The sequence below is a fragment of the Kitasatospora sp. NPDC091207 genome, assembly GCF_044768625.1.
In the GTDB taxonomy this organism is placed as follows: domain Bacteria; phylum Actinomycetota; class Actinomycetes; order Streptomycetales; family Streptomycetaceae; genus Kitasatospora.
Genome location: NZ_JBIVVS010000006.1, coordinates 238,232 through 261,939, shown reverse-complemented (window position 1 = coordinate 261,939; position 23,708 = coordinate 238,232). Strand labels below are relative to the sequence as shown.

At 73.3% G+C, this 23,708-nt stretch carries 25 protein-coding genes; 23 read left to right on the top strand and 2 right to left on the bottom strand.

All coding sequences use genetic code 11. From position 1 onward, the window contains the following. The first annotated feature begins 155 nt into the window (after positions 1-155). The 23 genes from ACIQTO_RS14305 to ACIQTO_RS14195 all read left to right on the top strand — a co-directional run bounded on the left by ACIQTO_RS14305 (position 156) and on the right by ACIQTO_RS14195 (position 21,927). Positions 156-374, top strand: a complete 219-nt coding sequence (locus tag ACIQTO_RS14305) for a ubiquitin-like protein Pup (RefSeq protein WP_380577077.1) — start codon at positions 156-158, stop codon at positions 372-374. A 162-nt stretch (positions 375-536) separates the two neighbouring features. Then, the gene (prcB, locus tag ACIQTO_RS14300) at positions 537-1,379 is read left to right on the top strand and encodes a proteasome subunit beta (RefSeq protein ID WP_402387601.1); all 843 of its coding nucleotides are present in this window, start codon (positions 537-539) and stop codon (positions 1,377-1,379) included. A gap of 30 nt (positions 1,380-1,409) precedes the next feature. Continuing rightward, positions 1,410-2,177, top strand: a complete 768-nt coding sequence (gene prcA, locus ACIQTO_RS14295; RefSeq protein WP_402387598.1) for a proteasome subunit alpha — start codon at positions 1,410-1,412, stop codon at positions 2,175-2,177. A gap of 272 nt (positions 2,178-2,449) precedes the next feature. Then, positions 2,450-3,811 (top strand): Pup--protein ligase, encoded by a 1,362-nt coding sequence (gene pafA / locus ACIQTO_RS14290; RefSeq protein WP_402387595.1) that lies wholly within the window; start codon positions 2,450-2,452, stop codon positions 3,809-3,811. Positions 3,812-3,939: 128 nt separating this feature from the next. After that, positions 3,940-4,926 carry an FKBP-type peptidyl-prolyl cis-trans isomerase gene (locus tag ACIQTO_RS14285; protein ID WP_402387592.1) on the top strand — a complete coding sequence of 329 codons (987 nt, stop codon included), beginning with the start codon at positions 3,940-3,942 and terminating at the stop codon, positions 4,924-4,926. A 216-nt stretch (positions 4,927-5,142) separates the two neighbouring features. Beyond that, positions 5,143-6,462 (top strand): FKBP-type peptidyl-prolyl cis-trans isomerase, encoded by a 1,320-nt coding sequence (locus tag ACIQTO_RS14280; protein WP_402387589.1) that lies wholly within the window; start codon positions 5,143-5,145, stop codon positions 6,460-6,462. 161 nt (positions 6,463-6,623) lie between these two features. Further along, positions 6,624-6,998, top strand: coding sequence for an FKBP-type peptidyl-prolyl cis-trans isomerase (locus ACIQTO_RS14275; RefSeq protein ID WP_380577083.1), 375 nt, complete (start codon positions 6,624-6,626; stop codon positions 6,996-6,998). Between the two features lie 168 nt (positions 6,999-7,166). Continuing rightward, positions 7,167-8,201, top strand: a complete 1,035-nt coding sequence (locus ACIQTO_RS14270; protein ID WP_402387586.1) for a helix-turn-helix transcriptional regulator — start codon at positions 7,167-7,169, stop codon at positions 8,199-8,201. Further along, on the top strand, positions 8,198-9,172 hold the full coding sequence (locus ACIQTO_RS14265; protein WP_402387583.1) for a helix-turn-helix transcriptional regulator: 975 nt from the start codon (positions 8,198-8,200) through the stop codon (positions 9,170-9,172). Before ACIQTO_RS14270 ends, ACIQTO_RS14265 begins: the two co-directional genes overlap by 4 nt. Positions 9,173-9,175: 3 nt before the next feature. After that, entirely contained in the window at positions 9,176-9,418 is a 243-nt protein-coding gene (locus ACIQTO_RS14260) for a hypothetical protein (protein ID WP_402387580.1), read from the top strand. Between the two features lie 75 nt (positions 9,419-9,493). Continuing rightward, complete coding sequence (locus ACIQTO_RS14255) at positions 9,494-9,670, top strand: hypothetical protein (RefSeq protein WP_402387577.1); 177 nt, start codon at positions 9,494-9,496, stop codon at positions 9,668-9,670. A 278-nt stretch (positions 9,671-9,948) separates the two neighbouring features. Continuing rightward, positions 9,949-10,248, top strand: a complete 300-nt coding sequence (gene tatA / locus ACIQTO_RS14250) for a Sec-independent protein translocase subunit TatA (protein WP_380577088.1) — start codon at positions 9,949-9,951, stop codon at positions 10,246-10,248. A 141-nt stretch (positions 10,249-10,389) separates the two neighbouring features. Further along, on the top strand, positions 10,390-11,280 hold the full coding sequence (gene tatC / locus ACIQTO_RS14245) for a twin-arginine translocase subunit TatC (protein ID WP_402387759.1): 891 nt from the start codon (positions 10,390-10,392) through the stop codon (positions 11,278-11,280). A gap of 121 nt (positions 11,281-11,401) precedes the next feature. Continuing rightward, positions 11,402-12,565 (top strand): NAD(P)/FAD-dependent oxidoreductase, encoded by a 1,164-nt coding sequence (locus tag ACIQTO_RS14240; RefSeq protein ID WP_402387573.1) that lies wholly within the window; start codon positions 11,402-11,404, stop codon positions 12,563-12,565. A gap of 127 nt (positions 12,566-12,692) precedes the next feature. Then, positions 12,693-13,037 (top strand): (2Fe-2S)-binding protein, encoded by a 345-nt coding sequence (locus ACIQTO_RS14235; protein WP_402387570.1) that lies wholly within the window; start codon positions 12,693-12,695, stop codon positions 13,035-13,037. Continuing rightward, positions 13,018-14,490 carry an NAD(P)/FAD-dependent oxidoreductase gene (locus tag ACIQTO_RS14230; RefSeq protein ID WP_402387567.1) on the top strand — a complete coding sequence of 491 codons (1,473 nt, stop codon included), beginning with the start codon at positions 13,018-13,020 and terminating at the stop codon, positions 14,488-14,490. Before ACIQTO_RS14235 ends, ACIQTO_RS14230 begins: the two co-directional genes overlap by 20 nt. Positions 14,491-14,608: 118 nt before the next feature. After that, the gene (locus ACIQTO_RS14225; protein ID WP_402387756.1) at positions 14,609-15,472 is read left to right on the top strand and encodes a dihydrodipicolinate synthase family protein; all 864 of its coding nucleotides are present in this window, start codon (positions 14,609-14,611) and stop codon (positions 15,470-15,472) included. Positions 15,473-15,560: 88 nt separating this feature from the next. Continuing rightward, positions 15,561-16,565: a proline racemase family protein gene (locus ACIQTO_RS14220; protein ID WP_402387564.1), complete on the top strand. Its 1,005-nt coding sequence runs from the start codon at positions 15,561-15,563 to the stop codon at positions 16,563-16,565. 22 nt (positions 16,566-16,587) lie between these two features. After that, positions 16,588-17,961: an aldehyde dehydrogenase family protein gene (locus tag ACIQTO_RS14215; protein WP_402387753.1), complete on the top strand. Its 1,374-nt coding sequence runs from the start codon at positions 16,588-16,590 to the stop codon at positions 17,959-17,961. Further along, positions 17,961-18,989, top strand: a complete 1,029-nt coding sequence (locus tag ACIQTO_RS14210; RefSeq protein WP_402387561.1) for a proline racemase family protein — start codon at positions 17,961-17,963, stop codon at positions 18,987-18,989. Before ACIQTO_RS14215 ends, ACIQTO_RS14210 begins: the two co-directional genes overlap by 1 nt. A 74-nt stretch (positions 18,990-19,063) precedes the next feature. Continuing rightward, complete coding sequence (locus ACIQTO_RS14205) at positions 19,064-19,966, top strand: ornithine cyclodeaminase family protein (RefSeq protein WP_402387750.1); 903 nt, start codon at positions 19,064-19,066, stop codon at positions 19,964-19,966. Positions 19,967-20,514: 548 nt separating this feature from the next. After that, positions 20,515-21,228, top strand: coding sequence for a GntR family transcriptional regulator (locus tag ACIQTO_RS14200; RefSeq protein WP_402387558.1), 714 nt, complete (start codon positions 20,515-20,517; stop codon positions 21,226-21,228). A 102-nt stretch (positions 21,229-21,330) separates the two neighbouring features. Next, positions 21,331-21,927, top strand: a complete 597-nt coding sequence (locus ACIQTO_RS14195; protein WP_402387555.1) for a Uma2 family endonuclease — start codon at positions 21,331-21,333, stop codon at positions 21,925-21,927. 1 nt (position 21,928) lies between these two features. Here the strand turns inward: ACIQTO_RS14195 and ACIQTO_RS14190 are convergent, their stop codons facing one another. Together ACIQTO_RS14190 and ACIQTO_RS14185 are read right to left on the bottom strand one after the other, a co-directional pair. Further along, the gene (locus tag ACIQTO_RS14190; RefSeq protein WP_402387552.1) at positions 21,929-22,609 is read right to left on the bottom strand and encodes an ABC transporter ATP-binding protein; all 681 of its coding nucleotides are present in this window, start codon (positions 22,607-22,609) and stop codon (positions 21,929-21,931) included. After that, positions 22,606-23,682 carry an ABC transporter permease gene (locus ACIQTO_RS14185; RefSeq protein ID WP_402387549.1) on the bottom strand — a complete coding sequence of 359 codons (1,077 nt, stop codon included), beginning with the start codon at positions 23,680-23,682 and terminating at the stop codon, positions 22,606-22,608. The genes ACIQTO_RS14190 and ACIQTO_RS14185 overlap by 4 nt, the downstream gene beginning before the upstream one ends. Positions 23,683-23,708: the final 26 nt, after the last annotated feature.

Below are 23,708 nucleotides of genomic sequence, written 5' to 3'. Positions count from 1 at the left end.
GAACGCCCGCCGAATGGGAATCATCCGGGGTGACAGCGGGTGTTGGACAGGAAGCGCCACCGGCAAACCGGAAGCGGTAGTCGCACCTTGTGTATAGGGTCGGTGCAGCAAGCAGCGACCAAACCGTGCCAGACCGATCTAGCGGGGTGAGGGATATGGCGAGCAAGGACACCGACGGCGGCCAGCAGCGGGCGAACCGCTCCTCCGAGGAGGCCGAGGAGCAGGCCGCGGAAGCGCAGAATTCCGACGACCTCAAGGAGCGCCAGGAAAAGCTGAGCGACGACGTCGACGCGGTTCTCGACGAAATCGACGAGGTGCTCGAGTCCAATGCCGAAGACTTCGTTCGTCAATTTGTCCAAAAGGGCGGCGAGTAGCCCCGTTCGGGCATTCAGGGAATTCACGGTCGCGACCGCCGAGGGCGGGCGGGCGGCAATGGCCGCCCGTCCGCCCCGGTCCGGCCCTCCACGCGCGGACGGTGATCGTCGGGCGGGTAGGGTGCGGGCAGCGCGCGCTTCAAGCTACCTGGAAGGAATCGTGTGGAAGCCAACACTCGTGGCACCGGGCGTCTACCGGCTGCCTTCCTGACCCCGGGGTCCTCGTCGTTCCTCGACTTCCTGGCCGACCACCAGCCGGAGCTGATTCCGGGTCGGCGGGAGCTGCCCGCGGGGGCGGTCATCGAGGCCCCGCACGGGACGACGATCGTCGCGGCGGTGTTCGACGGAGGCGTGGTCATCGCCGGTGACCGCCGCGCGACCATGGGCAACGTGATCGCCCAGCGCGACATCGAGAAGGTCTTCCCGGCCGACGAGTACAGCGCGGTGGGCATCGCCGGTACCGCCGGGCTCGCGGTCGAGATGGTCCGGCTCTTCCAGCTGGAGCTGGAGCACTACGAGAAGATCGAGGGCGCGGTGCTCTCGCTGGAGGGCAAGGCCAACCGCCTCACCACCATGATCCGGGGCAACCTCGGCATGGCGATGCAGGGCCTCGCGGTCGTCCCGCTCTTCGCCGGCTACGACCTCGACCTCGGCCGCGGCCGGATCTTCACCTACGACGTCACCGGCGGCCGCTCCGAGGAGCGCGGGTTCGCCGCCACCGGCTCCGGCTCGGTCTTCGCCCGCGGCTCGCTGAAGAAGCTCTACCGTGCCGACCTGACCGCCGAGCAGGCCTCCACCCTGGTCGTCCAGGCGCTCTACGACGCGGCCGACGACGACTCCGCCACCGGCGGTCCGGACCTGGCCCGGAAGATCTTCCCGATCGTCTCGCTGATCACCGAGGACGGCTTCCGCCGGCTCACCGAGGCCGAGGTCTCCGCGATCGCCGTCTCGATCACCGACGAGCGCCTCATCCACCCCAACGGCCCGCAGGCCCCGCTGCTCTAGCCACACCTACCAAGGAAGGGACGACCGCCGGTGTCGACACCGTTCTACGTCTCGCCCCAGCAGGCCATGGCGGACCGCGCGGAGTACGCCCGCAAGGGCATCGCGCGCGGTCGCAGCGTGGTCGTGCTCACCTACGTCGACGGCATCGTCTTCGTCGCGGAGAACACCTCGCGGGCGCTCCACAAGGTCTCCGAGATCTACGACAAGATCGCCTTCGCGGCGGTCGGCCGCTACAACGAGTTCGAGAACCTGCGCATCGGCGGCGTCCGCTACGCCGACCTGCGCGGCTACTCCTACGACCGGGCCGACGTCACCGCCCGGGGCCTGGCCAACGTCTACGCCCAGACCCTCGGCACCATCTTCTCCTCGGTCGGCGAGAAGCCGTACGAGGTCGAGCTGATCGTGGCCGAGGTCGGCCGCACCACGGACGAGGACCAGATCTACCGGCTCACCCCGGACGGCTCGGTCGTCGACGAGAAGAACTACGTGGTGGTCGGCGGCAACGCCGACTCGATCGGCAACTACCTGGGCCAGCGCCACCGCGGCGGGCTGTCCCTGACCGACGCGATCAAGGTCGCGGTGGACTCCCTCGCCCGGGACCCCAACGGCGGCAGCCCGCGCACCCTGACCCCCGAGCAGCTGGAGGTGGCGGTCCTGGACCGCCAGCGCTTCCAGCAGCGCAAGTTCAAGCGCATCCTGGGCGGCCAGCTCGCCCGGTTGCTCGACGGCGACGAGACCGCCGAGACGGACGACGACGAGAAGCCGGTGGCCGCCCCGCCGGCGGCAGAGTCGGACTAGCAGTGCCGGGGAGTCCCGTACGGCGGTCACCACCCGCCGTCGTGCGGGACTTCCCTCGGAGGTCCTCTCAGAGAACGGACGCCTCGTGACTCCTCCCCAACGGTCGAGACCGCGGGGCTTCAAGCCGACCTGACGGCCGGCCCCGGACAAGCCCTGCCCGCTGCCGAAGCAGGGGATCAGCCTATGAGGCCAGCTGCGGCCCGGTGCCGCAGAGTTCAGGATCCCGATCCGCGCACCGGCCACAGCCGGTGATTCCTTCGAGAGAAGGTGCCATGGACCGCCGAATTTTCGGGCTGGAGAACGAGTACGGCGTCACCTGCACGTTCCGGGGTCAGCGACGGCTGTCACCGGACGAGGTGGCGCGCTACCTCTTCCGCCGCGTTGTCTCCTGGGGCCGCAGCAGCAATGTGTTCCTGCGCAACGGTGCCCGCCTCTACCTCGACGTGGGCTCCCACCCCGAGTACGCCACCCCCGAGTGCGACGACGTCGTCGAGCTGGTGACGCACGACAAGGCGGGCGAGCGCATCCTCGAAGGGCTGCTGGTGGACGCCGAGCGGCGGCTGCACGAGGAGGGCATCGCCGGGGACGTCTACCTGTTCAAGAACAACACCGACTCGGCCGGCAACTCCTACGGCTGCCACGAGAACTACCTGGTGGCCCGGCACGGGGAGTTCTCCCGGCTGGCCGACGTGCTGATCCCGTTCCTGGTGACCCGCCAGCTGATCTGCGGCGCCGGCAAGGTGCTGCAGACCCCGCGCGGCGCGGTGTACTGCGTCAGCCAGCGCGCCGAGCACATCTGGGAGGGCGTCAGCTCCGCGACCACCCGCTCCCGCCCGATCATCAACACCCGCGACGAGCCGCACGCCGACGCCGAGCGCTACCGCCGGCTGCACGTCATCGTCGGCGACTCCAACATGTCGGAGACCACCACCCTGCTCAAGGTCGGCGCCACGGACCTGGTGCTCCGGCTGATCGAGGCCGGCGTGGTGATGCGCGACCTCACCCTGGAGAACCCGATCCGGGCGATCCGCGAGGTCAGCCACGACCTCACCGGCACCCACCAGGTCCGGCTCGCCAACGGCCGTGAGGCCAGTGCCCTGGACATCCAGGAGGAGTACTACAGCAAGGCGCTGGAGTTCGCCGACCACAAGGGCATCAACACCGGCACCATCGCCCAGGTGCTGGACCTCTGGGGGCGCACCCTGGAGGCGGTCCGCACCGAGCGGCTGGACGGGGTGGCCACCGAGATCGACTGGATCATGAAGTACAAGCTCATCGAGCGCTACCGCGAGAAGCACCAGATGAGCATGTCCAACCCGCGGGTGGCCCAGATCGACCTCGCGTACCACGACATCCACCGCCGGCGCGGCCTGTTCTACCTGCTCCAGGGCAAGGGCCAGGCGAAGCGGATGACCACCGACCTCAAGACCTTCGAGGCCAAGTCCGTCCCGCCGCAGACCACCCGGGCCCGACTGCGCGGGGACTTCATCCGCCGGGCGCAGGAGCAGCGCCGGGACTTCACGGTCGACTGGGTGCACCTGAAGCTGAACGACCAGGCGCAGCGGACGGTGCTCTGCAAGGACCCGTTCCGCTCGGTGGACGAGCGGGTGGAGAAGCTGATCGCGGGGATGTGAGCCGCGCCGTCCCGTTGTGATCTTTGCGGTGTCCGGCCCCGGCGGTGTCTACCGGGGCCGGACCACGTCGGGGAATACGCTGTCCGTCGAGTCCGGAGAACCGACTTTGACCGACAGTTAGGATCACCGTGCGCCGCACCGCCGGTTTGCTTCTCACCCTGCCCCTGCTGCTGGCGGTCGCCTGCAGCAGTTCCACCAAGGCGACCAGCCCGGCGACGCCCTCGGCGTCCAGCGCGGCCCCCACCGTGCCGGCACCGGTGAACGAGGCCTCGCCGATGCCGACGCTGTCGGGCGGCGGGTTCGGGAGCAAGGCCACCATCACCATCCCGCCCGGTGCGCCCAGCGGCCAGTTCGTGGTGAACACCGTCAGCGAGGGCGACCGTTCCACGGTCAACAAGGGTGACTGGGTGACGGTGAACTACTCCGCCAAGGACTGGACGACCGGCAAGGACCTGCCCAGCTCCTACGACGAGGGCGGCAAGCCGCAGCTGTACCAGGCGGGCAGCGGGCAGTTGGTGCCCGCCTTCGACCAGAGCGTGATCGGCAAGAAGGTCGGCAGCCGGCTGCTGGTCGTCGCCCCGCCGGCCGCCGCGTTCGGCAGTCAGGGCAACGGCCAGCTCGGGGTCGGCCCCGGCGACACGGTGGTGTTCGTGCTGGACATCATGGAGAGCCTGCCGCAGGACTCCACCCTCTCCGGCGCCATGACTCAGCCCCCGGCGAACCTCCCGCAGGTGAAGGACAACGGCAAGGCCGCTGTGACGATCACCATCCCGCCGGGGCAGGCCCCGCCCACCGACCTCCAGCAGGCCGTCCTGATCAAGGGCGAGGGCAAGCCGGTGAAGTCCGGGCAGACCCTCGTCGTGCAGTACACCGGGGTGCTCTGGAGCAACGGCCAGCAGTTCGACTCGTCCTGGAGCCACGGCGGCGCGCAGGCGCTGCAGATCGGCACCGGCAGCGTGATCGAGGGCTGGGACAAGGGTCTGGTCGGCCAGACCGTCGGCAGCCGGGTGGAGCTGGTGGTGCCGCCCGCCCTCGGTTACAAGGACCAGGCGCAGGGCTCCGTCCCGCCGAATTCGACGCTGGTCTTCGTGATCGACATTCTCGAGGCGGTCTGAGCCGCCGAACCCTGTCGGGAGGCGGGCGGGGTCCGTACGCTTGGGCGGGCGCTCGCACAGGAAAGCGTCCGCCCTCATCCTGACCTGTCATACTGCCCTCGCACTGTGGTAGGCGCCGTCGGCGTCCGGGTTCCGGGCGGCAGTGCGACAGCACTCCGGCGCTCACCACGCCGGCCGTAGACCTCGAAGACCTCGTGGCGAGATGGATGGGGAGTCATGTCTGAGAAAGCGTCGAGCCCGGGCGGGGCCGGCACCGCGAACGGAAACTCCGCCGGTGACCCGGCCGACTCGCGGCCCGGTGGCCCGTTGCCCGGCGACGGCGAGTCGATCGTCGTACCGCCGTCGATCCTGAAGCACTCGCCGGGGTGGACCCAGCCGGGTGAGGCGCAGGAGAGGCGGAGCGCGGGCGGCACCAAGACCGACGAGACCCCGCAGATCTTCGCCTCGAACGTGCGCCGCCAGGACACCTCGGAGGCCGGGTACAGCGAGAACCCGCCCGGGGTCGGCAAGCTCGGTGTGATCCTCGGCACCGTGCTGGCCGTGCTGCTGGTCGGCAGTGGCATCACGCTGTACGTGGTGAACCGCGACGGCGGGTCCAAGACGGACACCGCGGCCAAGCCGGACGCCGCCAAGTCCGCGCCGGCCACGCCGTCCGCCGAGCCGGTGCCGCCGATCAAGGACACCGCCAAGGTGCTGCCGACCGTCACCGGCGAGTTCGGCAAGAAGGCCGCCATCGAGGTGCCCGGTGAGCAGGCCGACGGCAGCTTCGTGGTCAAGGTCCTCTCCGAGGGCACCGGTCCCAAGGTCGAGAAGAACTCCTGGACCTCGGTCGACTACACGGCCAAGGACTGGACGACCGGCAAGGACATCCCGAGCTCGTACGACGAGTCGGGCAAGCCGCAGATCTTCCAGGCCGGCACCGACGCGCTGATCCCGGCGCTCGACCAGGCCGTGGTCGGCAAGAAGGCCGGCAGCCGGGTGCTCGTGGTGGCCCCGCCGGCCGCCGCGTTCGGCGCCCAGGGCAACCCCAACATGTCGATCGGGGCCAAGGACAACCTGGTCTTCGTCATCGACATCCGCAACAGCAACGCGCCGGACGCCGTGGTCAGCGGCACCGTGACCCCGCCGCCCGCGGACTTCCCGCAGGTGAAGGACAACGGCAAGAAGCCGGCCGACATCACCCCGGTGGCCGGCGCCGCCGACCCGACCGAGCTCAAGACCCACGTCCTGATCAAGGGCACCGGTCCCAAGGTCGAGAAGGGCGAGAAGGTCGTCGTCCAGTACACCGGCGCGCTGTTCAAGGACGGCAAGGTCTTCGACTCCTCGCTGAGCAAGGGCCAGGCCTTCTCCTTCCCGGTCGGTGGCGGCCAGGTCATCGCGGGCTGGGACCAGGGCCTGGAGGGCCAGACCGTCGGCAGCCGGGTCGAGCTGGTCATCCCCGCCTCGCTGGGATACAAGGACCAGGCCCAGGGCGACATTCCGGCCAACTCCACCCTGGTGTTCGTGGTCGACATTCTCGATGCGGGTCAGGGCTGATCCACTTTCGGGTGACAATGGTGGGTGTGTGACCTTCGGGACCGGCCGCGTGGCCGAGCCCCACGGGCGGCGGGCGCCCGTACCGTGGTCCGGGTAACGGACCGGGGTGCGGGCGCCCGCCGCTTGGTCATGGATCGAAACCATCGTGAGAAGAGGCAGTTGTGAGCGACAAGAAGAAGCCGGAGATCGACTTCCCGATCGGCGACGCGCCGACCGAGCTGCAGGTCCGCGACATCGAGGTCGGTACCGGCGAGGAGGCCAAGCCCGGCCAGGTCGTCAAGGTCCACTACGTCGGTGTGACCTTCGAGACCGGTGAGGAGTTCGACGCCAGCTGGAACCGCGGCAGCGCGTTCTCGTTCCCGCTCGGCGCCGGCCGCGTCATCAAGGGCTGGGACCAGGGCGTCGTCGGGATGAAGGTCGGCGGCCGCCGCGAGCTGGTCATCCCGGCTCACCTGGCGTACGGCAACCAGTCGCCGTCCCCGCTCATCCCGGCCGGCTCGACCCTGATCTTCGTCGTCGACCTGCTGGGCGTCTGAGCCGGTCGTGACCGAGGGCCGCACCCCCGCCCCGGGGGTGCGGCCCCACGCGTTTGCGGGCTCGGCTTTTGCAGTGCGTACCGCTACCGGTACGGTCGGTCCACGCCGGGTCGACACTGCCCGGCGGGCGCACCCCGCGCGCGGCGCGGCACACCGGAAGGGTCAGCGATGGCGATCGCCAAGGCAGAGCGGCTGATGAATCTCGCCCTGTGCCTGATGAACACCAGACGTCCGCTCTCCAAGAAGGAGCTGCGGGAATCCATCGAGGCGTACCGCGAGGCCTGGCAGAACAGCAGCGAGGACGCCTTCAACCGGATGTTCGAGCGGGACAAGGACGACCTGCGCGAACTCGGTCTGGTCATCGACGTCGACGAGAACGCCCTCGACGGCGAACTCGGCTACCTCGCCCGCGCCGACCGCAACCGCCTGCCGGAGATCGCCCTCGACGCCGAGGAGGCCGCCGCGCTCACCCTCGCCGCCCGGGTCTGGCAGCAGGCCAAGATGTCCGGCGCGGCCAGCGGTGCCCTGCAGAAGCTGCGCGCCGCCGGCGTCCCGTTCACCGAGACCGAGGGCCGCACCGCCCTCGAACCGCGGATCCCCGCCCGTGAGGCCGCGTTCGAGCCGCTGCTCACCGCCGCCCGCGACCGCCGGCCGGTCACCTTCGACTACCGCAAGGCCGGCGCCGCCGTGGCCGAGCAGCGCACCGTGGAGCCCTGGGCACTGGAGTGCTGGCGCGGCCACTGGTACCTGGCCGGCTGGGACCGCGACCGCGCCGACGCCCGGGTCTTCCGGCTCAGCCGGATCACCGGCAAGGTCCGCGCCCGCACCGGTGCCTTCCTCGGCGCCGTCCCCGAGCACGTCGACGTCCGCGCCACCGTCGCGAAGTTCGCCGGTGAGGGCGCCACCGCGACCGCGCGCGTCAAGGTCCGCCGCGGTGCCGGCTTCCCGCTGCGCACCAAGGCGCTGAGCACCGTCCCCCAGCCCTCGGCCGGCGGGACCGGCGGGGCCGACGACGGATGGGACGTGCTGGAGATCCCGTACGGGAACGGGCTCGGCGCGGACCTCGCCGAGTTCGGGCCGGACGTCCTGGTGCTCGGCCCCGAGGAGCTGCGCTCCGACGTGATCGAGCGGCTGCGCGCGGTGGCCGGGGCGGGCGCCGCCGACGGCGCCGCGGTGGAGAGTGCTGAAGGAGTGCGGGCATGAGCAACGCGATCGACCAGACCCGGCGGATGCTCTCGCTGGTCACCTACCTGCGCGAGCGGCCCGGTGCCGAGGTGGCCGAGGTGGCGCGGGCCTTCGGCATCACCGAGCGCGAACTGATCGGCGACCTCAACGTCCTGCCGATGTGCGGCACCAGCTTCCGCGGCGGTGACCTGCTCGACATCGACACCGACGGCGAGCGGATCTGGTGGCACAACGTCGACGACGTCGCCCAGCCGCTGCGGCTGGCCGCCGACGAGGCGACCGCGCTGCTGGTCGCCGCCCGCGCGGTGGCGGGCCTGCCCGGGCTGCGGGCCGGCGACCGGGAGGCGCTCACCCGGGCCGTCGCCAAGATCGAGAACGCCGCCGGGGACAGCGCCGAGGGCAGCGCCCGGGTCGGCGTCACCTTCGAGGCGGAGAGCCATGTCTTCGCCGACATCGACCGCGCGCTCAGCGAGGGCCGGCGGCTCTGGCTGCGCTACTACTCGCACGGGCGCGGCGGCATGACCGAGCGTGAGGTCGACCCGATCCGGCTGCTCACCGAGGGGCACACCTACCTGGAGGCCTGGTGCCGGACCTCCGAGGACCACCGGATGTTCCGGCTCGACCGGGTCGCCGAGATCCGGGTGCTGGACGTCCCCTCCGACCCGCCCAGGCGTGAGCCGCGCGACCTCTCGGGCGGGCTGGTCAACCCGTCCGCGGACGACCCGGAGGTGGTGGTCGAGGTGTCCTCCGGCGGGCGCTGGGTGGCCGAGTACTACACCCACGACCGGGCCGAGGAACTGCCGGACGGCGGGCTGCGGATCACCCTGCGCAGCGCCGACCCGTCCCAGCTGCGCCCGCTGGCGCTGCGGCTCGGCCGGGACGGGCGGATCGTCTCGCCGCCGGCCCTCGCCGAGCAGGCGCGGTCGGCGGCGCGGCAGGCGCTGGACGCCTACGAGGCCACGACGGTCGGCGGGCCGGGGCAGGTCTGAGCCGTGGAGCCGGGTACCAGATTCAAGGTCTACTGCTCGGAGTGCCGGGAGAAGGTGGAGCTGCCGGCGGAGGAGTTCCGCCTCACCCTCGGCCGGACGCCGGCCCAGGCGCACTACAGCTTCGGCTGCCCGCTCTGCGGGGCGTCGGTCCGCAAGCCGGCGGGGGAGAAGATCGTGTCGGCGCTGACCGGTGCCGGGGTGCGGACGATGCGGCTGGTCCCGGCCGGGGGCTCCACCCCCGGGTGAGTGCCGGGGTCGTCCGCCGGCCGGGGCGGTCGGGCCGGACCGAGCGGTCCGGGGCCGGCGGATAGGGTGGTGGCCATGTCCTGGATGCTTGTCGCCGCCGTCCTGCTCGCCACCGCCGGTCTGCTGGTCCTCGGTGTCCTCGCGATCCGGCTCTGGCTGGACGTGCGGGCACTGGCCCAGGGAGTGGACACCGCCTCCCGGGCGCTGGCCGAGGCGGCCGGCGATCTGGCCGCGGCGGTTCCCGGGCGCTGAGCGCGCCGCCGCCGCCGACCCGGCCGGCGGCCCCGGTCCGGAGGCCGCGGCGCGGGGAGCGGCCGGGCGGCTCGGAACCGGTGGCCCATCAGGGGTGTCTCAGGGGTACGGGGGCTGCTGCGCGGGGGGCCGGGCGGGTTACGCTCTGAGCAGGCTCCTGAAGTGCGACGGGGGCCGCTGTCCTGTTCGGGCGGCCGTCGTCAGGGCGTCATCCGCAGCGGTTACCATCCGCGCAGCGGGTGGCCCGCCGGTGCCGCCATGACTGAAGGTGGTCGAACATGCGGATCTCGCCGACCGCGATCCTGGTGATCGTGGTTCTTGCCATTCTGCTCTTCGGCGCCAAGCGACTGCCCGATCTGGCGCGCTCGCTCGGCCAGTCGATGCGGATCCTGAAGAGCGAGACCAAGGCGATGCGTTCGGACGGTGCCGCGGAGGAGAGCGCGCCGGCCCAGCCCGCGCCCGCCGTGGGGGCGGACACCGCGAAGACGATCCAGGCCGCTCCCGGGGCGTCCGGGACGGCCCGGCCGGTGGCCGGGCAGCCCACGGGGACGGGAACGGACGGCGGCGGCCCGCGTTGAGCGGTCCGCGCGGCACGCGGCGCACGTGACATTCGCGACTACTGAGGCCCGTCGACCGGCGGGCCTCGACGCACGAGTTGAGGACCGGGGTTGAGCAAGCTCTCCAAGGCGTCGAAGACGCCCAAGGATCCTGATGGGCGGATGGCCCTCGCCGACCACCTGCGGGAACTGCGGAACCGCGTGGTCAAGTCGGTCCTGGCGATCGTGCTCGTCACGATCGTCGCGGCGATCTACCACAAGCAGCTCGAGGACTTCCTGCTGAAGCCCCTGCCGCACTGCACGCCGGAGACCTCCGGCCAGTACCACGGCAAGTGCGCGCAGGTCTCCAACATCGGTCTGACCGCCGGTTTCACCTGGATGCTCAAGGTGGCGCTGACGGCCGGTGTGGTCGCGGCCGTGCCGGTCTGGCTCTACCAGGTCTGGGCCTTCGTCGCGCCGGGCCTGCACCGCCACGAGAAGAAGTACACGATCATCTTCATGGCGTGCGGCGCGCCGCTGTTCCTGGCCGGTGTGACCTGCGCCGTCCTGGTGCTGCCGACCACGGTCGACGTCCTGATCTCGTTCACCCCGAACAACACCACGCCGATCCTGCCGCCCGAGGACTACCTCGACATCGCCACCCGGATGGTGCTGGTCTTCGGCCTCGCCTTCGAGTTCCCGCTGCTGCTGGTGATGCTGAACATGGTCGGCATCGTCACCGGCAAGCGGCTGCTCGGCTGGTGGCGCGGCATGGTGCTGGGCATCACGGTGTTCGCCGCCTTCGCGACGCCGAGCGCCGAGCCCGTCAGCATGCTGGTACTGGCCGCGCCGATCTGGGCGCTGTACTTCGTCGCGGTCGGGATCGCGCTGCTGCACGACCGGCGCAAGGCCCGTCGCAACCCGGACTTCGGGCTGGACGACGAGGAGGCCTCGCAGCTGGACCTGTCGGTGCAGCCGGTGGCCGGGGTGGAGAGCGTGGAGGCCTCCGGCACGCCGACGGCCGGTGCGTCGGTGCCGGCCGCCCGGCACGAGCAGATGGACGACATCACGTGATGAGGTGACCCGCCTCGAAACCCCGGCCCGCCGCTTCCCGGCGGGCCGGGGTTTTTGCGTACGGGTGACCGGCCGGTGGGGCAGTCTTGGCAGGCTCGATGGAATGTGACATATTACTGTCGTGTCCAAGCTTCAGAGACCTCACCTGGATGTCGTCGTGGTCGGCGCCGGCGTGGTCGGCGCCGCCTGCGCCTACTACGCGGCCCGCGCCGGGCTCGCCGTCGCCGTCGTCGACCGCGGTCCGGTCGCGGGCGGTACCACCGGTGCCGGTGAGGGCAATCTGCTGGTCTCCGACAAGGAGCCGGGGCCCGAGCTCGACCTGGCGCTGCTCTCCACCCGGCTCTGGCGCGAGCTCGCCGAGGAGTTCGGCGCCGACGTCGAGTACGAGCCCAAGGGCGGCCTGGTGGTGGCCACCACCCCCGCCCGCCAGGACGCCCTGCGTGCCTTCGCCGCCGAGCAGGTGACGGTCGGCGTCACCGCCGAGGAGATTCCCGGTGAGCGGCTGCGCGAACTCGAACCGCACCTGGCGCCCGGGCTGGCCGGGGGGTTCCACTACCCCCAGGACGCCCAGGTCCAGCCGGCGCTGGCCGCCGCGCACCTGCTGCGCGCCGCCCGCCGCGAGGGTGCCGTGCTGCACACCGGTGAGACCGTCCGGGCGGTGACCACCGGGCCGGACGGCGCCGTGCGCGGCGTCGTCACCGACCGGCGCAGGCTGACCGCGCCGGCCGTGGTCAACGCCGCCGGCACCTGGGGCGGCGAGCTGGCCGGGCTGGCGGGGGTACACCTGCCGGTGCTGCCCCGGCGGGGCTTCGTCCTGGTCACCGAGCCGTTGCCGCGGATCGTCCGGCGCAAGGTCTACGCCGCCGACTACGTCGCGGACGTGGCCAGCGGTTCGGCCGCGCTGCAGACCTCGGCGGTGGTCGAGGGCACCCCCGGCGGACCGGTGCTGATCGGCGCCAGCCGGGAGCGGGTCGGCTTCGACCGGACCCTCTCGGTGGAGGTGCTGCACCGGCTCGCCGCGCAGGCCGCCGCGCTCTTCCCGGTCCTCGCCGACGTCAGCGTGCTGCGCGCCTACCGGGGCTTCCGGCCGTACCTGCCGGACCACCTGCCCGCGATCGGCGCCGACCCGCGGGTGCCGGGGCTCTACCACGCCTGCGGACACGAGGGGGCGGGCATCGGGCTGGCCCCGGCGACCGGGCTGCTGATCAGTGAGCAGCTCACCGGCAAGCAGCCGGAGCTGGATCTCGCGCCGTTCCGGGCGGACCGGTTCCCGGCCGGGGAATGAGTCCGGCCGGCGACGGGCCGGCACGCCGCCGCCGTGCCCGCGGGCCGTCGGCGGCGACCGGGAGCCGCGGGCCGTCGCGGCGGACGAGCGGCACGGTGTCGCCGTGGCGGATCGGAGGAACTTCGGAATGGAGAATGCGCGGATGAACCCGCCGATGCAACGCCGGACCCCGGCCGCGCTGGTCGGGGCGGAGCCGGAGCCCGCCCACACCATCGACTTCGACGGCCGGCCGGTGCCCGCACTGCCCGGGCAGTCGATCGCCGCCGCGCTGTGGGCCGACGGCGTGCTCGCCTGGCGCACCACCCGGGTCGGCGGCAAGCCGCGCGGGGCGTTCTGCGGGATCGGCGCCTGCTTCGACTGCCTGGCCGTCGTGGACGGCCGCCCCAACCAGCGCACCTGTCTGGTGTCGGCCGAGCCCGGCACCGTCGTCACCACCCAGGAGGGCAACGGCCGTGCCGACCTCGCCGTCTGAACCGACCGAGCCGACCGGGGCGTCCGGGGCGTCCGGGCCGTTCGGGCTCCGTGTCCGCCGCGCCTACGACCTCGCCGTGATCGGCGCCGGCCCGGCGGGTCTCGCCGCGGCCGTGGCCGCCGCCGACCTCGGGCTGCGCTGCGCCCTGCTCGACGCGGGCGCGCGCACCGGCGGCCAGTACTACCGCCACCCCGCCCCCGGTCTGGGGGCCACCCGGCCCGACCGGCTGCACCACGGCTGGTCCGTCTACACCGGCCTGGCCGACCGGCTCGCGGTGCACCGCAGGACCGGCCGGGTCGACCTCCTGAGCGGCCACCAGGTCTGGGCGCTGGAGCGCCCGGACGACACCGCCTGGGCGGTGCACGCGACGCTGGGGCCGGACGCCGCCGACCGCGCCACCGTCCGGGCCGCCGCGGTGCTGCTGGCCACCGGCGCGTACGAGCGGCAGCTGCCGTTCCCCGGCTGGACGCTGCCCGGGGTGGTCACCGCCGGTGGGGCGCAGGCCATGCTCAAGGCCGGTCTGGTGCTGCCGGGCCGGCGGATCGTGGTGGCCGGCAGCGGGCCGCTGCTGCTGGCGGCCGCGTCCTCGCTGGTCACCGCGGGGGCCGAGGTGCCCGCCGTGGTCGAGGCGACCAACTACCTCGGCTACGCGCGGCGCCCCGACGTGCTGGCCGCCGTCCCGGCCAAGCTCGTCGAGGGCGCCGGTCACGGCGCCGCGCTGCTGCGCCACGGTGTCCGGCTGCGTCGCCGCAGCGCCGTCGTCGAGGCGCACGGCACCGACCGGGTCACGGCCGTCACCGTGGCCCGGTTGGACGCCGACTGGCGGCCGGTGCCCGGCACCGAGCGCCGGATCGCCTGCGACGCGCTCGCCGTCGGCCACGGACTGCTGCCGCAGATCGAGCTGGCCACCGAGCTGGGTGCCGGGACCAGGACGACGCCCGACGGTACGGTCGCCCTCGCGGTGGACTCCCGGCTGCGGACCACCATCCCCGGTCTCTGGGCGGCCGGCGAGACCTGCGGGGTCGGCGGCGCCGACCTGGCGATCGCCGAGGGCGAGCTGGCCGCGCACGCGGTCGCCGGCGCGCCGGTCGGCACCGCCCTGCTGCGTCGCCGCTCCCGGCTGCGGGCCTTCGCCGAGCTGATGGCGGCGGCGCACCGGCCCGGGCCCGGCTGGACGCAGTGGCTGCGCCCGGACACCGATGTCTGCCGCTGCGAGGAAGTCCCGGTGGCCAAGATCACCGAGGCCGTGGAGGAGCTCGGCGCCGGCGACGCGCGGACCGTCAAGCTGCTCACCCGGGCGGGGATGGGCTGGTGCCAGGGCCGGATGTGCGGTCCGGCGGTGGCCTGCCTCTCCGGCGCCGGCGACGCGCGGGCGGACAGCCGTCCGCTGTCCTGCCCCGTCCCGCTCTCGCAGCTCGCGGCCGGTCCGGGAACCGGACTGCCGCCGTCCTGAACCCGTGGTGCGGCGACACTTGTCTCCGCCCGCGCTCTCTAATAAAATGTCACACCTCACCAAGGAGTCATCTGTGTCCATCACCCCCCGCGACACCACCCGGCCCTGGCGCGGCATCATGGTCGCCACCACGATCCCGCTGCGCTCGGACCTCTCCGTCGACTACGACGCCTACGCCGAGCACGTCCGCTGGCTGATCGACTCGGGCTGTGACGGCGTCGTCCCCAACGGCTCGCTGGGCGAGTACCAGACCCTCACCGCCGAGGAGCGGGCCCGGATCGTCGAGGTCGCGGTCGAGGCCGCCGGCGACGGCTCCCGGGTCATGCCGGGCGTGGCCGCCTACGGCAGCGCCGAGTCCCGCCGCTGGACCGAGCAGGCCGCCGAGGCCGGCGCCGGCTCCGTCCTGCTGCTGCCGCCGAACGCCTACCGCGCCGACCACGCCGCCGTCCGGTCCCACTACGCCGAGGTGGCCAAGGCCGGCCTGCCGATCGTCGCGTACAACAACCCGATCGACACCAAGGTCGACCTCGTCCCCTCGCTGCTCGCCGAGCTGCACGCGGCGGGCTCCATCGTCGCGGTCAAGGAGTTCAGCGGCGACGTCCGCCGGGCCTACGAGATCGCCGAGCTGGCCCCCGGGCTGGACCTGCTGATCGGCGCCGACGACGTGCTGCTGGAGCTGGCGCTGGCCGGTGCCGTCGGCTGGATCGCCGGCTACCCGAACGCGCTGCCGGCCGCGAGCGCCGCCCTGTACCAGGCCGCCGTCGCCCACGACCTGGACGTCGCGCTGCCGCTCTACAAGTCGCTGCACTCGCTGCTGCGCTGGGACTCCAAGACCGAGTTCGTCCAGGCGATCAAGCTCTCGATGGACATCGCCGGCCGTCCGGGCGGGCCCACCCGCGAGCCGCGGCTGCCGCTCAACCCGGAGATCGAGGCGGCCGTCCGCGCGGCCACCGAGAAGGCGCTGGCCGAGGGTCTCGGGTAACCGACACCGCTGCCATCGGGTGCGGCCGGCTGCTGGGGCAGCCGGCCCGGCCCACCACCCCACCCACCCCGACGGGAGCCGCAACCACATGCGCAGCCGCCACGTCTTCCACGCCGTCGACTCGCACACCGAGGGCATGCCGACCCGGGTCGTCACCGGCGGATTCGGCGTCATCCCGGGTGCCACCATGGCCGAGCGCCGCGTGCACTTCCAGCAGCACCTCGACGAGTTCCGGACGCTGCTGATGTACGAGCCGCGCGGCCACGCCGCGATGAGCGGCGCGATCCTGCAGCCGCCGACGCGCCCGGACGCCGACTTCGGGGTGCTCTACATCGAGGTGTCCGGCCTGCTGCCGATGTGCGGCCACGGCACCATCGGCGTGGCCACCGTCCTGGTCGAGACCGGCATGGTGCCGGTGGTCGAGCCGGTCACCACCGTGCGGCTGGACACCCCCGCCGGGCTGGTGATCGCCGAGGTCCGGGTCGAGAACGGCGCCGCCACCGCGGTGACCATCCGCAACGTGCCCTCGTACTCCGTCGCCCTGGACCGCAAGATCGAGGTGCCCGGGTACGGCACGGTCGGCTACGACCTCGCGTACGGCGGCAACTTCTACGCCATCCTGCCGCTCGCCGAGTTCGGGCTGCCGTTCGAGCGCGAGCGCAAGCAGGAGATCCTGGACGCCGGACTGGCCCTGATGGACGCCATCAACGCCGGCCCGGACCGGCCGGTGCACCCCGAGGACCCGTCGATCCACAGCTGCCACCACGTCCAGCTGCTCGCCCCCGGCTCCACCGCCGAGCACTCCCGGCACGCGATGGCCATCCACCCCGGCTGGTTCGACCGCTCGCCCTGTGGCACCGGCACCTCCGCGCGGATGGCCCAGCTGCACGCCCGCGGCGAACTCCCGCTCGGACGGGACTTCCGCAACGACTCCTTCATCGGGACGACCTTCACCGGCCGCCTGGTCGAGGAGACCGAGGTGGCCGGGCGGCCCGCCGTCGTGCCCACCGTCACCGGACGGGCCTGGATCACCGGCACCGCCCAGTACTTCCTCGACCCGAGCGACCCGTTCCCGGCCGGGTTCCTGCTCTGAACCGCCTGAACACCCTGAAGGGCTGCCTGCTGTGACGATCCTTTCGTACAACCCCGCCGACCCCGAGGACCTCGTGGCCGAGGTCGACGCGCCCGGCATCGAAGCCGTCCGGGCCACCGTCGGCCGGGCCCGGACCGCGCAGGCCGGGTGGCTCGCCGCCGGCGCCGGCGCCCGCTCCGCCGCGCTCACCCGGATCGCCGAGCTGGTCGAGGCGAACGCCGAGGAGCTGGCGGCGCTGGTCGTCCGCGAGGTCGGCAAGCCGCTCGCCGAGGCGCGCGGCGAGGTCGCCCGCACCGCCGCGATCTGGCGCTACTACGCGCAGGCGCCGTTCGCGGCCTCCGGCGCCGTGCACGAGACCGCCGCCGGGCCCGGGCTGCTGCTCACCCGCCGCCGCCCGTACGGGGTGGCCGGGCTGATCACGCCGTGGAACTTCCCGCTGGCGATCCCCACCTGGAAGGCCGCCCCGGCGCTGGCCGTCGGCAACTCCGTGGTGCTCAAGCCGTCCTCGGAGGCGGTCGGCTGCGCGCTGCGGCTGGCCGAGCTGGTCGCCGAGGCCGGTCTGCCGGCGGACGTCTTCACCGTGCTGCCGGGCGGCGGCGCGGAGGGCGGCGAGCTGGTCGGGATCGCCGACGTGGTCTCGTTCACCGGTTCCACGGGGGTGGGCCGGCAGGTCGTCCGGACCGCCACCGAGCGCGGCATCCCGGTCCAGGCCGAACTCGGCGGACTGAACGCGGCCGTGGTCCTTCCGGACGCCGACATGACGCAGGCCGCCGCGCACCTGGCCGCCGCGATCGCCGGGTACGCCGGGCAGAAGTGCACCGCCACCAGCCGGGTGATCGCCGTCGGCGCGGCCTACGAGCCGCTGCGGGCCGCCCTGGTGAAGGCCCTGGAGCAGGTCGACGACACGTCCTGCGGACCGGTCATCAACGCCGCCACCCGGGACGAGATCACCGCCGCCGTGGCCTCCGCCCGCGACGCCGGGGCCGACGTGCTGACCGGCGGCGGCGCGCCGGAGCGGACCGGCTGGTACCTCGCCCCGACCCTGGTCGCCGACGTGCCGGACGACCACCCGCTGCACCGCGAGGAGTTCTTCGGCCCGATCGCCGTGCTGCACGCGGCGGCCGACCTGGACGAGGCGATCGCGCTCGCCAACGACACCCCGTACACGCTGTCGGCCTCGGTGCACACCCGCGACCTGGACGTCGCGCTCGCCGCCGCCGACCGGCTGGACGCGGGCATGATCCGGGTCAACGCGCCCTCCAGCGGCGTCGACTTCCACCTGCCGTTCGGCGGCGCCAAGGGCGCCAGCCACGGTGACCGGGAGCAGGGCCAGGCGGCGCTGGACTTCTACACCGCCGGCCGTACCGTCACCCTGCTGCCGGCCGGCGGTGCGTGATGCTCGTTCGCACGGTGGACTACCACTGCGCCGGTGAACCCTTCCGGATCGTCGTCGGCGGCGCCCCCGGCGCGGCCGGGGACAGCGTCGCCGAGCGCCGGGCCGTCGCGATCGGCGCGGGCGGCACGGCCACCGCGCCCCGGCCGGGCGCGCTCGACGAGGTGCGGCAGCTGCTCGTCCGCGAGCCGCGCGGGCACGCCGGGATGTACGGCGGGTTCCTGGTGCCGGCGGACGACGACGAGGCGCACCTGGGTGTGCTCTTCTGGCACAAGGACGGCTACTCCACCGCCTGCGGCCACGGCACCATCGCGCTCGGCGCCTGGGCGGTCGACTCCGGCCTGGTCGCGGCCCCGGACGACGGCACGGCCCGGGTGCGGATCGACGTGCCCTCCGGGCGGGTCACCGCCAGCGTCCACCGCGCGGGCGGGCGCACCACCGGGGTGACCTTCCGCAACGTGCCGGCCGTCGTCAGCGCGCGGAAGCTGCCGGTGCGGACCTCGCGCGGCACCGTCGAGGTGTCCGTCGCGCACGCGGGCGCCTGCTACGCCTCGGTGCCGGCGGCCGCGCTCGGGCTCGCCGTCGAACCCGGTCTGCTGCCCGAGCTCACCGCCGTCGGGCGGGAGATCCGCGCCGCCCTGGCCGACTCGCCGGCCGTCCGGCACCCGGTCGACCCGCGGCTCTCGGGCGTCTACGGGGTGATCCTGTACGACGAGCTGCCCGACGGTCCGGCGGGGCCGAACCAGCGCAACGTCACCGTCTTCGCGGACGGCCAGATCGACCGCTCGCCGTGCGGCTCCGGCACGTCGGCGCGGCTCGCCGTGCTCGCCGCCGAGGGGCGGCTGGCACCGGGCGAGGAACTGCGCCACGAGTCGGTGATCGGGACGGTGTTCACCGGCCGGGTGCTCCCGGGCGGCGACCCGCTCGGCGCCGGCGTGGTCACCGAGGTGACCGGCACCGCCCACCGCACCGGCGAGCACACCTTCCTGCTCGACCCGGACGACACGCTCGGGACGGGGTTCCTGCTGTGACCGACCACCGTTCCGGACCCCTCCTGCTGCCCGGCGCGGCGGCTGAGCCGCTCCAGTACGCCGCGCCGGGCTCCATCGGATCGCCCGCCGCCGAGCCGTCGACCAGGGTGTTGAGCCCGGCCCAGGCGGCCGAGGCGATCGAACGGGTGCTGCTGGCCGGGCTCGACCCGGAGGCCGGGCCCGCCCGCTCGGCGGTGCCGGTCCCGGCGGGCGAGCTGCTGCTGATGCCGGCGGCCACCACCGAGTACACCGGGGTGAAGATCGCCGGGGTGGCCCCCGGCAACGCCGCCCTCGGGCTGCCCCGGATCACCGGCAGCTACCTGCTGCTGGACGGTCCGACGCTGCAGCCGGTGGCCCTGCTCGACGGCGCGGCGCTCACCTCGCTGCGCACGCCCGCCGTCACCGCCGTCGCGCTGCGCCGGCTGGCCGTGCCGGACGCCGCGCACCTGGTCCTGTTCGGGGCCGGCCCGCAGGCGTACGGGCACCTGGACGCGCTGCTCGCCGTCCGGCCGCTGACCAGGGTCACGGTGGTGGCCCGCAGCGCGGCGCCGGCCGAGGCACTGGCCGCGTACGCGCGCGGTCTCGGGCTGGCGGCCTCGGTGGGCACGGCGTCCGCCGTGGCCGAGGCGGACCTGGTGGTCTGCTGCACCACCGCGCGGACCCCGCTGTTCGACGGCGCGCTGGTGCCCGACCACGCCGCGGTGGCGGCGGTCGGCTCGCACGAGCCGCAGGCGCGGGAGGTGGACGCGGTGCTGGTCGGCCGGGCCGCGCTCTACGTGGAGGCGCGGACGGCCGCGCTGCGGGAGGCGGGGGACCTGCTGATGGCGGGTGTCACCGGTGCCGACGCGCTCTGGAACCTGGCCGAGCTGGTGCGTGGTGAGGCGCCGGTGCCGAGCGACCGGCCGCGCTTCTTCAAGAGCGTCGGGATGGCCTGGCAGGACCTCGCCGTCGCGGCGGAGATCCACCGGCAGGGCTGAGCTCCACGAGGGCTGCCCCGCCGGACGGCTGCCGGAGACGGCTGCCGGCGACGCCTGCCGCCCGGGAGGCCGAGCCGGCCGCCGGGGCGTGTGCGCGCCGCCGGCGGGGCGGGCCGGGCGGCGCGTGGGTGGGCCGAGAGCCGCGGCCGACGTGGTGGGACGGGATCCCCGGCCACGTCGGCCGCTTTCACGTACCCGCTACCGGTGGACGCGGATCCGCCGGGCCGGCGGCCCGGCGGGCGGTGCGCGGGGGGCTCCTCGCCGAGGCCCGTCGGGGGCGGCGGCTCCGCCACGACGGTGCGCGGCCGATCGTCCGTGACGCCGGGGCCGGTCACGGAGCGTCCGGGGCGAGGGCTGTGCACGGCGCTGTGGCGGGGCGCTCAGCCCCGGATCCGCCGCCGGCCGTTGCGGTGGCCGGCCACCGCTGACACCATGGGCGCTCCGGGGGAAAGCGGCCGGTGGCGGGTGGTCCGAATAACGAAATGTTGCACACTCAACGTAACGTGACATTGTACGCTGGTGTTCTGCGACCCATCCGGAGGAACACCATGGCCGACCTCAAACCCCGCACCCTGATCTCGGTTCAGGAGCGGCTTCGCGACCAGGTCGCCCACGCCCTCCGGGCCGCACTGATCTCCGGTGAGCTGCGCCCCGGCGTGGTGTACTCCGCGCCCGCGCTCGCCGCCGACTTCGGCGTCTCCGCCACCCCCGTCCGCGAGGCGATGCTGGACCTCGCCCGCGAGGGCCTGGTGGAGGCCGTCCGCAACAAGGGCTTCCGGGTCACCGAGCTGACCGAGCGCGACCTCGACGACTTCACCGAGATCCGCGCCCTGATCGAGGTCCCGACCATCGGGCGGGTCGCCCGTACGGCGACCGCCGAGCAGTTGGAGGCGCTGCGCCCGCAGGCGGACGAGATCGTCGCCGCCGCCCGCAAGCACGACCTGATCGGCTACCTGGAGGCCGACCGGCAGTTCCACCTCGACCTGCTCGGCCTGGCCGGAAACTCCCGACTGGTCGAGGTGGTCGGCGACCTGCGCAAGCGCTCCCGGCTCTACGGCCTCAACCGCCTCGACGAGCGCGGCGAGCTGGTCTCCTCCGCCGAGGAGCACCTGGAGCTGCTCGACCTGATGCTCGCCGGCGACGCGGAAGCCGCCGAGGCCTGCATGTCCCGCCACCTCGGCCACGTCCGCTCGCTCTGGGCGGCCGGCCGGGAGGAGGCGCAGGAGGAGGTCCGCCCGGCGCTGCGGCTGCGGGCGCGGTAGCGGCCCGGGGCCGCTCGTTCGGGTGAGCACCGACGATCGGGCGGCCGACGGCATCCGCGTCCTACGATGATGCTCTCGACATCGGCAATCAGGAGGGACTCCATGTCCGCCGCCGCAGTGGAAGAGCCCATGGAGCAGCCGACGCTGCTCGAAGTCGCCGAGCTGATCTCCAACCAGTTCGCCGGCTACCGGGTCGAGATCGTCGGGAGCCAGATCACCGTGACGCCGCCGCCGAATGCCTCGCACGGTAAGTCGCTGAGCCGCCTCATGCTGGTGCTCTTCGCAGCGGGCCTCGGCCACGGCGAGAGCGAGGTCTTGCAGAACATCGGCCTCTGGCTGCCGGACGGACCTTCGGACTTCGCCATTCCCGACCTGGTGATCACCGACGCCGACATCGAGGACCACCTGGTCGAGTACCACTGCTACGACCCGGTGGCCTTCCGCCTCGTGCTGGAGGTGACCTCCTCGAACCTCGGTGACGATCTGAAGAGGAAGCCCGCCGCCTACGCCTCCGCCGGGGTGCCGGTCTACGTCATCGTGGACCGGAGCAACCAGCGGGTGATGGTGCTCACCGAGCCGCACGACGGCGAGTACCGGGTGCACGCCGTCCACCACCCGGGCCAGTCGTTCACGCTGCCGGAGTCGATCGGGGCGTCGGTGACGCTCGCGGTGGACGACGTGCTCACCGCGAAGAAGTAGCTCACGCCGCCGCCGGCACCGTGAGCCTTCCGTCGTGGACCTCGGCGACCCGGTCGACGGCCGTGAGGTGGGTCCGGTCGTGGGTGACCAGCACCGTGGCGGTGGCGCGTCGGTGGGTGAGTTCGGTGATCAGGTCGAGGACGGCGGCGCCGCGCTCGTGGTCCAGCGCGCTGGTGGGTTCGTCGATCAGCAGCACCGTCGGGTCGTTCATCAGGGCGCGGGCGATGTTGACGCGCTGGCGCTGACCGCCGGAGAGCTGGTGCGGCCGCCGCGCCGCCTGGTCGCGCAGGCCGACTGCGGCCAGCAGTTCGAGGGCGCGGGGGAGGGCGGCGCGCGGTGAGCGGCCGTCCAGATGGGCCATCACCTGGAGCTGTTCGGCGGCGGTCAGCGAGGGCAGCAGATTGGCCTGCTGGAAGACGATCCCGATCCGGTGCCGGCGCAGCGCGGTCAGCTCGGCGCGGTTCAGCCCGGTGGTCTCCACCCCGTCGACCACCACCCGGCCGGTGTCCGGGGTGGTCAGCGTCGCGGCGACCGCGAGCAGGCTGGACTTGCCGGAGCCGGACGGGCCGACCACCGCGGTGATCGAGCCCTTGGGGACGGTGAGCGAGACCTCGTCCAGCGCGGTCAGCCGGCCGTCGCCGTCCGGGTAGGTGAGGGTGATGCGGTCGAGGTGCAGGCTCATCGGGCGCTCCCCAGGGCGGTCAGCGGGTCGACGGAGGTGATCCGGCGGATGGACAGGGCCGCGCCGACCGCGCCGAGCGCGATCATCACGACGGCCGGGACGAGGACGGTCGGGGCGTCCAGCACGAACGGCACCGCCGAACCGAGCAGCGCGCCGGCGCCGACCGCGATCGCCGTGCCGACGGCCGTGCCGAGCACCAGCAGCAGGACCGCCTGGCCGAGCGCGTCCTTGAGCAGGTAGCGGGTGGAGGCGCCCAGGGCCTTCAGCACCGCGATGTCCCCGCTGCGCTGGATCGTCCAGACGGTGAAGAACGCGCCGATCACCAGGGCGGAGATGGCGAACAGGAAGCCGCGCATCAGCTGCAGCGAGCCGTTCTCCGAGGTGTAGGAGCCGATCGCGGCGAGCGCGTCCTGCCGGTCCCGGGTCTCGGTGCCGTACCGGGCGTCCGCCGCGCCGAGGTCGGCGCCGGGGGAGGTGGTCAGGGCGATCACCGTGGCGTGGCCGGTGCCCCCCGGGGCGACCGACTGCCAGTCGCCCAGGCTGGTCCAGACGACCGGGGTGTGGCTGAACGAGGCGTCGCCGGTCACCGCGGCGACCTGGAGCGGGCGGCCCGCCAGGGTGAACGCGGCGCCGGGCCGCAGGCCGCCGAGGTCCTCGGCGGCGGCCTGGGAGAGCACGGCCCGGCCGGGCCCGACCGACGCGCCCTGCGGGGCCAGCGACGAGCCGTCCGGCACGCCGAAGGCGGAGAGCGCGGTGGTGCGCTGACCGGCGGCGGCCTTGGTGGTGGTGATGCCGAGCGGCTGCGCGGCGGTGACTCCGGGCACCTGTGCCCAGCCCTGCCACTGCTCGGGCGTGACCTGGGACTCGGTGAAGGAGAGCTTCTGGCCGTCGGCCGGGACGGCGAAGGCCAGGTGGTCGGCGGGCAGCCCGGTGATCGCCGAGATGTTCTGCCGGCCGAGCCCGGCCGTCAGGCCGGACAGCAGGCCGACCAGTACGGTGATCAGCACGACGACGGTTCCCATCAGGGCGAACCGCCCCTTGGCGAACCGCAGGTCCCTCCAGGCGACGAACACGTCCGCGTTCTCCTTCTTCGGTGAGT

Excerpts from the sequence above, each read along its gene's own strand:
- ACIQTO_RS14255 (WP_402387577.1), top strand. The coding sequence starts at position 9,494 with ATGTCCTGGATGCTTGTCGCCGCCGTCCTGCTCGCCACCGCCGGTCTG.
- ACIQTO_RS14190 (WP_402387552.1), bottom strand. The coding sequence starts at position 22,609 with ATGAGCCTGCACCTCGACCGCATCACCCTCACCTACCCGGACGGCGAC.
- tatA (WP_380577088.1), top strand. The coding sequence starts at position 9,949 with ATGCGGATCTCGCCGACCGCGATCCTGGTGATCGTGGTTCTTGCCATT.
- ACIQTO_RS14225 (WP_402387756.1), top strand. The coding sequence starts at position 14,609 with ATGGTCGCCACCACGATCCCGCTGCGCTCGGACCTCTCCGTCGACTAC.
- ACIQTO_RS14270 (WP_402387586.1), top strand. The coding sequence starts at position 7,167 with ATGGCGATCGCCAAGGCAGAGCGGCTGATGAATCTCGCCCTGTGCCTG.
- ACIQTO_RS14265 (WP_402387583.1), top strand. The coding sequence starts at position 8,198 with ATGAGCAACGCGATCGACCAGACCCGGCGGATGCTCTCGCTGGTCACC.
- pafA (WP_402387595.1), top strand. The coding sequence starts at position 2,450 with ATGGACCGCCGAATTTTCGGGCTGGAGAACGAGTACGGCGTCACCTGC.
- ACIQTO_RS14235 (WP_402387570.1), top strand. The coding sequence starts at position 12,693 with ATGGAGAATGCGCGGATGAACCCGCCGATGCAACGCCGGACCCCGGCC.
- ACIQTO_RS14305 (WP_380577077.1), top strand. The coding sequence starts at position 156 with ATGGCGAGCAAGGACACCGACGGCGGCCAGCAGCGGGCGAACCGCTCC.
- ACIQTO_RS14195 (WP_402387555.1), top strand. The coding sequence starts at position 21,331 with ATGTCCGCCGCCGCAGTGGAAGAGCCCATGGAGCAGCCGACGCTGCTC.
- ACIQTO_RS14210 (WP_402387561.1), top strand. The coding sequence starts at position 17,961 with ATGCTCGTTCGCACGGTGGACTACCACTGCGCCGGTGAACCCTTCCGG.
- ACIQTO_RS14200 (WP_402387558.1), top strand. The coding sequence starts at position 20,515 with ATGGCCGACCTCAAACCCCGCACCCTGATCTCGGTTCAGGAGCGGCTT.
- tatC (WP_402387759.1), top strand. The coding sequence starts at position 10,390 with ATGGCCCTCGCCGACCACCTGCGGGAACTGCGGAACCGCGTGGTCAAG.
- ACIQTO_RS14280 (WP_402387589.1), top strand. The coding sequence starts at position 5,143 with ATGTCTGAGAAAGCGTCGAGCCCGGGCGGGGCCGGCACCGCGAACGGA.
- ACIQTO_RS14220 (WP_402387564.1), top strand. The coding sequence starts at position 15,561 with ATGCGCAGCCGCCACGTCTTCCACGCCGTCGACTCGCACACCGAGGGC.